This window comes from Shewanella sp. A22 (assembly GCF_053850585.1).
Genome location: NZ_JBSQBN010000048.1, coordinates 22,615 through 30,447 on the forward strand (window position 1 = coordinate 22,615; position 7,833 = coordinate 30,447).

Genomic DNA, 7,833 nt, shown 5'->3' on the forward strand with positions numbered 1-7,833 from the left:
TTCAAATACTAACGACTAAAACGATGGATCTGTTGATTGCTACTTCCGCGCCATAATAGCGCGGGGTCAGCTTTTTCTTGTTCAAACTTGCCATCTATTAATACATCAACTAGCTCGACAACCGCTCGTTGCTGTGGTGTAAGCTCTGTTAGCAGATACCCCGTCCATAACCAAATATCTTTATCGGGACATTCTTGCTTTACCCTCTTCGCTAATTTCAAAATAGCTTGAATATTAGCAGGATGAAGCGGATCACCACCACTTAGCGACAAGCCTCGGCGGTCAATACGAGTATCACTTAAATCAGCAATAATCTGATCTTCTAATGCTTGACTAAACACATGCCCCGCATCCACACGCCAAGTACTTTGGTTGTAGCATCCTTTGCAAGCATGCTCACAACCACTAACAAATAACGTGCAACGGGTACCTTCGCCATTGATCACATCAACACTATGATAAGCACTGTAATGCATTATAAATGTTTCACTCTACGCTTAACTTCTTCTTGCTTACCAAAGTTAAACGGCCGAGCATCAGGACTGCCTAAATAACCACAAACTCGACGAGTAACTGACACTCGGCTTGGCTCATGATTACCACATTTAGGACACACAAAACCCTTACTCGTACAGTTAAACTCGCCAATAAAGCCGCAATCATAACACTCATCGATGGGGGTATTAGTGCCATAATATGGTACTCGGCTGTAGCTATAATCCCAAACGTTTTCAAGCGCTTCAATATTGTGCTGCATATTGGGATATTCGCCATAACAAATAAAACCACCATTGGCAATGGCAGGATAAGGCTGCTCAAAATCAATCTTATCAAAAGGATTCACTTTCTTTTCCACATCTAAATGGAAACTATTGGTGTAATATCCTTTGTCTGTCACCCCTGCTACTACGCCAAATTGGGTGGTATCAAGTTGACAAAAGCGGCTACACAGGTTTTCACTCGGTGTACTGTATAAACTAAAGCCATAACCCGACTCTTGCTTCCATGATTCAGTTGCTTGTTTTAAATGATTAATGATAGCAACCGCTTTATCTCGCAGTTGTGCATTATCAAACACATGTTCTGCATTACTATATAACGCGTTAATCGTTTCATGCAGGCCAATAAAACCTAACGAAATCGACGCTCGACCATTTTTAAAAATCTCGCTGACATCATCATCGGCATTTAAACGAACACCACAAGCGCCTTCCATGTAAAGAATTGGCGCTACACGGGCTTTAACCCCTGCTAAGCGCGCTATGCGAGTATCTAATGCTTTACGAGCAATTAACAAACGTTCATCAAGTAATTGGTAAAAACGCTGTTCATCTTGGCCTGCTTCTAACGCGATACGCGGTAAGTTAAGGCTGACTACACCTAAGTTATTTCGGCCTTCGTGTATCAATTGGCCATCTTCTTCATAAGCGCCTAAAAAGGAGCGGCATCCCATTGGCGTTTTAAATGACCCAGTGACGTTAACTACTTGATCATAATTTAAAATATCAGGGTACATCCGCATGCTTGAGCAAGTTAATGCCATCTGTTTAATATCGTAGTTAGCATCTGTTTTTCGGTGATTAACACCGTCTCTAATCGCAAACACCAATTTAGGGAACACTGCAGTTTTACGATTTTTACCAAGCCCAGCCATGCGTACCGTTAACATTGATTGTTGAATCAATCGAGATTCCCATGATACTCCCAAACCAAAACCAAAGGTCACAAACGGTGTTTGACCATTGGCAGTATGTAAAGTATTAACCTCATACTCAAGCGACTGAAAAGCATCATGACATTCTTTTTCGGTTTGCGTCATCGCATAACCTTCCACGTCAGCAACTTGCCATTTTCTCGCCACAGCAAGGTGCTTTTGATAACTGATTTGTACAAATTCAGCCAATACTTCGTCGATACGATTGATGGTTGTACCACCATAAATATGGCTCGCCACTTGGGCAATAATTTGTGCCGTTACCGCTGTGGCCGTTGAAATAGATTTAGGCGGTTCAATTTCAGCATTACCCATTTTAAAGCCATGCGTTAACATCCCAGCTAAATCAATTAGCATGCAATTAAACATAGGGAAAAAGGGAGCGTAATCTAAATCGTGATAATGAATTTCACCTTTTTCATGGGCGACAACCACATCTTTTGGCAGTAAATGTGTTTTAGCATAATGTTTCGCCACAATGCCCGCTAATAAATCTCGTTGAGTCGGAATCACTTTGGCGTCTTTATTAGCATTTTCGTTTAAAATGGCACTGTCTGATTGCTCAACCAAGCCCCTGATAGCACAATTTAATTTACTTTGCGCCTCACGGTGCTTGTCTCTGTCATGACGGTATTCAATATAATGACGTGCCACAGACTTAAACGGCCCCGACATTAATAAATTTTCGACTGCATCTTGTAACTCGTGAATATCAACTTCAGTTTTAGCAACCATTTGCTGCTCAACCGATAGCGCTAACTGCGCAGCATATTGATGGTCTGCAATGCCAGCAGACTCCATTGCAGCAACCACAGCCTCTTTGATTCGACAACCATCAAACGCAGTTCTACATCCATCCCTTTTCACGACAACAAGCATACAACCGTCCTTACAAGCACTATATATAGCGCTTTAACTTTCCAGAAACACAAGATAGAGTGTATTAGACACACTAATACCAATTATTACTTTGATCCAGATCATAATTGTCGGCAGAACTTTATATTGAAAAATAGCTTGCTATCTACAATAAATATTGTAGGAATGGTGGGTAATTCAATGAGTCAAAACACAAGGGAAATGATACCTAGATTCATCAGGAAAAGTATCCTTTTGAGTGACAAGTCCATAGCAAAGTGGCATAAATTCTGCTTTATTTGCATCGTATAACCGAGTGGTCATAGGCTTAAATAAGGTTTCACGATATCAATTTAGCGGTCTCGAACAGGTTACACAGGAATAATGAACATTCGAAACCGCAATTGACTACTTTAATGTCGCTTCAATTAAATGTTGTATATCGTTTACTGCTTGCTCTCCTGCTGCAATCGCTTCTATAGCGCGATGAAACTCCATTGTGCCTATTTCACCTACATCGGGCACAATGCAAATATCTGGTGGCTCGCCCATTAAACGTGAACGCTTGTGGCGTTGTTCTAAAATATCCATTGATTGCGACATAACAGCCAGCATGCCTGGATGAGATTTTGAGCTTCCCAACGCAAATTTATCTGTTAAGCCGCTCATATACTCTTTACCTTTGCCCCATAAATCCATAAAGCCTGATTCTAGTTCACGCTTTTCATCTATGGACTCGGTTTTAGAGGCTTTACGACTTTTGACTTGCTCGGGGATCAGGTGCATTTGGCCACGTCGATGGCCGTTTAGATCCACTGCAATCACAATATCTACGCCCATAGAACGCGCTAATGACACTGGCACAGGGTTAACCACTGCACCATCGACAACCCAGCGACGCCCTTGCTGTACTGGCGGTAAAAAACCTGGCATCGAACATGAAGCACGAACGGCATGCCTTAAGTCGCCTTCTTTAAACCAAATTTCTTGACCCGAATATAAATCTGTTGCTACAGCGGCAAAGGGACGGTTTAGCTGTTCAATCTTCATATCACCAATACGATTTGCCAACACATCAAACACTTTTTCGCCACTAATTAAACCGCCTTTACGCCAACCTAAATCCATCAAACCGAGTACGTCCCAACTCGAAAAGCCACTTACCCATGCTTCCAGTTCATCCAAATGATTATTGGCATAAGCCGCACCCACCAATGCCCCCACAGAACAACCGGCCACTTTATCAGGATAAATACCAAGCTTGGCTAAACCATTTAGCACCCCAATGTGTGCCCAACCTTTAGCAGCTCCGCTGCCGAGTGCTAATCCAACGGTAAGCTTTGTCATTTTTTTTCCTTTCAAACATGGGATGATTATCATTCATAAAGTATCAATGATCAGCTTTACTAATTTAACTCTGGTCTTCGTTAAGAAGTGCTAAATAACGATGTTAAAAAATAGCATAACTAAAGCGACTCTTGTTGGCTATAGCGCAGTGAAACGGCTATAATCCGTGGCTAACATTTTTTAGGGGATTTACCTTTGCAATTTACCGATTTTTCATTGGACAAGCGCTTGCTTGACAGTTTAAAGCACCTTGGCATTACCACGCCGACCGATGTTCAAGCCCAAGCACTTCCTATTGCCTTATCGGGTAAAGATTTAATGGCCTCTTCTAAAACAGGCTCTGGGAAAACGTTAGCTTTTTTATTACCCGCAATGCAACGGGTTATCTCAACCAAAGCCTTGTCTAAAAAAGACCCTCGCGTATTGGTACTTTTACCCACTCGCGAATTGGCACAGCAGGTGTATGGACAATTGCGTTTATTGGTGGCCAATACACAATACAAAGCCATTAGTGTACTCGGTGGTGAAAATTTTAACGACCAAGCTAAAGCCTTAGCAAGAGACCCGCATTTTATTGTGGCCACGCCAGGTCGTATTGCAGACCATTTACAACAACGTCATCTTTTTTTGAACGGTCTTGAACTACTTGTACTTGACGAAGCTGACCGCATGCTTGATTTAGGTTTTGCTCCGCAGTTAAAAGCAATCAATGACGCTGCCGATCATAAACGTCGTCAAACCTTAATGTTTTCGGCCACATTAGATCATGACAGTATCAACGAAATTGCAGCAACCTTGCTAAAGTCGCCTAATCATGTCGCCATTGGTGAATCGTATTCAGAGCACAAAGACATTGAACAACGTATTATTTTGGTCGACCATTTAGACCATAAACAAGCCTTGTTACAGCACATTTTAAAACAAGAGCAACACAAACAAGTTATTGTATTTACGGCTACTCGCGCCGATACCGACCGTTTAGCCACATTATTAGCGGCGCAAGGGTTTGCTACCGCGGCATTAAGCGGCGACTTAAAGCAGTCGGCACGTAATCAGATAATGGATCAATTTGCCCGCGGTCAATCACAAATACTCGTTACCACCGACGTCGCTTCTCGTGGTCTAGATTTGGTGAATGTATCGTTAGTGATTAACTTTGATATGCCAAAATTTGCAGAAGAATACGTCCACCGTATTGGACGCACTGGCCGTGCAGGAGCCAAAGGTGACGCAGTGTCATTTGTTGGCCCTAAAGACTGGGATAGCTTCAAAAAAGTACAATTATTTTTGCGTAAAAACTTTGAACTAACGGTTATAGAAGGTATGCAGGCTAAATTCAGCGGCCTTAAAGACAAGCCAACCACAGGCAAAACAACGAGTACTCAACAACGCGTAACTGGCAACGACAAAGCTAAAACAGCCAAAAAAGCCAAGGCTGCGCCTAAGCGAGATAAACGCTTTATCACTGGGGTCGACGTAGGTGATGCACCCATGCGCCGTAAAACTAAACCGGTTCAAATTATTGAAGACAACAACAGCTCAGAAGACTAATAACGGCTTTTAAGCAAACGATATCAAAGATTGTGCAGATATTTAACGCGCAACCAAATGAACAACGACACGTTGGTTATATGCCAACGAGCAGTACAAAACAGTAAGGATTAACATGAAAATTTGTGGTGTAGAATTAAAAGGTGGCGAAGCCATCATCAGTATGCTTACCTATGAAGGTGAGACTTATAACGTGCCAGCTTGCCGTAAAATTTCTTTTAGTATATCGAACTCAAATGAAACTGAATCAATCCGCGAGTTTCACTTTGCCTTCCATAAATTGATGGATGACTACAGAGTCGACCAAATTGTGATTATTGAGCGTGAGCAAAAAGGGAAACTCGCGGGCAGCGCAACTAGCTTTAAACTTGAAGCTGCTATTCAAATTACCGAGCGGCCAGTCAATCTTATCTCTCCTGTTGCAATTAAAGAGCAGTTAAAGCGTAATCCACCGCAAGTAGACTTTGAGTCGCTTGATTTAAAACGTGTACAACAAAACGCGTTCGATGTAGCTTATGTACAACATAACCGCATTATTTTTGGTAAGGCTTAATTCCGTTTAGCTTCACGCGTTACGGATAAATAATCCGTAACGCCAATTTCATTTAGTTGCCCAATGTCAGACAGAAAACCAACAACACCTAAAGCCCCACCCAAAATGCCGATTAAGTCGGCAAGCAGTGCATTGAAACCCAAAACTGATATCAGCCAGTTAATCACTAGCGCCGACATCAAAAAGCAACAGAGTGAACAAAGTGCATTACGTTTTTTAAATGGATATCAGCCTGACGTAATCAAAAAAATTCGCCAATTGGTTGATGCAAAGGCTTTGGGGCGTCACTTTTTAACTCGCTACCCTAAAGTACACGACATTCGTACTGATAAAGCCTTATACGATATGACCATAGAGTTAAAAAATACTTATATGCGCCAATCAGATCCATTAGCTAAGGTTATTTTTGACGACAAAATTAACTTAAGTCATCACGCTCTGGGTTTACATTCGTATGTTAACCGGCGTCAGGGTAATAACGTTAAAGCTAAAAATGAAATTCGTATTTCATCACGACTAAAACACATCCCGTTTGAACTATTACAAATGGTAGTAGTACACGAACTCGCTCACCTGCGAGAAAAAGATCACAATAAACCCTTTTATCAGCTATGTACTTTTATGCTGGCCAATTACCACCAGCTAGAGTTTGATATGCGAGTTTGGTTAGTGGCCGAAGAAGTGGGTCAATCGCCCTACACAAAATAATGAATATTATTCCCGAGCAAGAATCACCACATATTGAGATCTATTAATTCACTCGCCAAGGTGGATCCAAACGATTTTCACCAGCCCAATAGAGTTTGAGTTTATTCCCACTAGGGTCAAACAACACGGCTTCGCGCCACAAATATGCTTCATCGGTCGGCATTTGGGTGAACGTTACCCCTTTATCGATTAATTCATTCACCCATAAATCAAGTTCTGGGTGCTCAAAGTAAATCACCACACCATGGGTTATAGGTGCTACATCTAATGACAACGAAAAGGTACTTGTTCCCATTGGGCATTCAAAACGAGCATAATGCGGTGTATCCACGATTAAATTAAAACCTAATAGCTGATAAAATCCAACCGCCTTGCTCATGTCTGATACTGGCAGTGTTACTTGATTGAGGTTCATAATATCCTTTCTATAACATTAATTAGGGCACGAAATTATCACAAATACTGTTTCATCATAAAGTAGCCTTCAGGGCTACCTGTAAACTTAGGTACTGTGCCAATAATGGTAAAACCTAATTTTTGATAAAATTGCGGCGCTTGAAAATCTAATGTATCAAGTTGCGCAATAATACAGCCTCGCTTAATAGCTTCATCTTCAGCTATATGCATTAATTCTTGCCCCAGGTTTTGACCTCGATATTGCTCATCAACCCAAACTACATTGATAAGGAAATTGTGATAAATTGTCCTCCCGGCAACACCACCTACCACTTTGCCATCATCATTTCGTGCAACGATTGTCAGTAGTTGTGTTGCTTCATCACCTAAATGTTCTGTGTTAAATTTACGTAGGCCAGCAGTCAGAAAATCGACAACCTCGTCATCTTCATGGTGAATAATGTCAATGCTCATTAATAAGTCTCTTATTTACTGTGTATTTGATTCATTCATCTACGCTGTATATTATACCAATCCTATTAAATATGTGATCTTTCAGCGGGAGTTCAAAGTGCTGTTGGCAAGGCAGATGATTGAAGCGAATAGTGATCCTCGGTAACAAGCTCCTGCGTTACTCTACCTCCAGTATCTGACCGCCATGGATGGTGGGAATGTCTTATTTTTTATGGAAAAAAATAGACCATGC

8 protein-coding genes are annotated in these 7,833 nt (G+C 41.5%); 3 read left to right on the forward strand and 5 right to left on the reverse strand.

Features of this window, described 5'->3' with window-relative positions; translation table 11 throughout:
- Window positions 1–8: 8 nt before the first annotated feature.
- The 3 genes from nrdG to rssA all read right to left on the reverse strand — a co-directional run bounded on the left by nrdG (window position 9) and on the right by rssA (window position 3,919).
- The gene (gene nrdG, locus ACWXWT_RS10580) at window positions 9–476 is read right to left on the reverse strand and encodes an anaerobic ribonucleoside-triphosphate reductase-activating protein (RefSeq protein WP_456041552.1); all 468 of its coding nucleotides are present in this window, start codon (window positions 474–476) and stop codon (window positions 9–11) included.
- On the reverse strand, window positions 476–2,593 hold the full coding sequence (gene nrdD, locus ACWXWT_RS10585) for an anaerobic ribonucleoside-triphosphate reductase (RefSeq protein WP_456041553.1): 2,118 nt from the start codon (window positions 2,591–2,593) through the stop codon (window positions 476–478). Before nrdD ends, nrdG begins: the two co-directional genes overlap by 1 nt.
- A 387-nt stretch (window positions 2,594–2,980) precedes the next feature.
- Window positions 2,981–3,919 carry a patatin-like phospholipase RssA gene (gene rssA / locus ACWXWT_RS10590; protein ID WP_456041554.1) on the reverse strand — a complete coding sequence of 313 codons (939 nt, stop codon included), beginning with the start codon at window positions 3,917–3,919 and terminating at the stop codon, window positions 2,981–2,983.
- Window positions 3,920–4,114: 195 nt separating this feature from the next.
- Here rssA and ACWXWT_RS10595 point away from each other — a divergent pair, with 195 nt between their 5' ends.
- The 3 genes from ACWXWT_RS10595 (at window position 4,115) to ACWXWT_RS10605 (ending at window position 6,731) form a co-directional block, all read left to right on the forward strand.
- Window positions 4,115–5,470 (forward strand): DEAD/DEAH box helicase, encoded by a 1,356-nt coding sequence (locus ACWXWT_RS10595; RefSeq protein ID WP_456041555.1) that lies wholly within the window; start codon window positions 4,115–4,117, stop codon window positions 5,468–5,470.
- 115 nt (window positions 5,471–5,585) lie between these two features.
- Complete coding sequence (locus ACWXWT_RS10600) at window positions 5,586–6,023, forward strand: DUF3010 family protein (RefSeq protein ID WP_456041556.1); 438 nt, start codon at window positions 5,586–5,588, stop codon at window positions 6,021–6,023.
- Window positions 6,024–6,128: 105 nt separating this feature from the next.
- Window positions 6,129–6,731 carry a YgjP-like metallopeptidase domain-containing protein gene (locus ACWXWT_RS10605; protein WP_456041560.1) on the forward strand — a complete coding sequence of 201 codons (603 nt, stop codon included), beginning with the start codon at window positions 6,129–6,131 and terminating at the stop codon, window positions 6,729–6,731.
- Window positions 6,732–6,774: 43 nt separating this feature from the next.
- Here ACWXWT_RS10605 and ACWXWT_RS10610 read toward each other — a convergent pair whose 3' ends face one another.
- A complete protein-coding gene (locus ACWXWT_RS10610; RefSeq protein WP_456041557.1) occupies window positions 6,775–7,146 on the reverse strand; it encodes a VOC family protein in 372 nt (123 codons plus the stop codon).
- Window positions 7,147–7,184: 38 nt separating this feature from the next.
- On the reverse strand, window positions 7,185–7,601 hold the full coding sequence (locus ACWXWT_RS10615; RefSeq protein ID WP_456041558.1) for a GNAT family N-acetyltransferase: 417 nt from the start codon (window positions 7,599–7,601) through the stop codon (window positions 7,185–7,187).
- Between the last annotated feature and the right edge of the window lie 232 nt (window positions 7,602–7,833).